1 protein-coding gene is annotated in these 243 nt (G+C 41.2%); it reads left to right on the top strand.

Going from position 1 to position 243, the window contains the following annotated elements; genetic code table 11:
* The coding region (locus I215_RS16440) for an ISL3 family transposase (protein WP_008992965.1) at positions 1–219 on the top strand (219 nt) is incomplete at its 5' end.
* Between the last annotated feature and the right edge of the window lie 24 nt (positions 220–243).

Here is a 243-nt window from a genome sequence, read left to right as displayed (position 1 = left end):
TTTGTTCAAAAGTCCCGATATAAGCTTTCAGGACTCAAATCCTTAGCCAGAGGTTTAAAAAATGACCTTGCGGCCGTTACCAATGCCATTAAATGGTCTTGGAACAATGGCCCGGTAGAAGGCCATGTGAACCGTATCAAAAACATTAAACGCCAAATGTATGGTAGAGCTAGTTTTGAGCTATTGAGAAAGAAAGTCATCCTATCTCAAACCGGGTAATCCCCAAATTTGACGAAGAACCAA

Origin of the sequence: Galbibacter marinus (assembly GCF_000300875.1) — a bacterium.
GTDB lineage: Bacteria > Bacteroidota > Bacteroidia > Flavobacteriales > Flavobacteriaceae > Galbibacter > Galbibacter marinus.
This window is presented reverse-complemented; position numbering and strand designations above follow the sequence as displayed.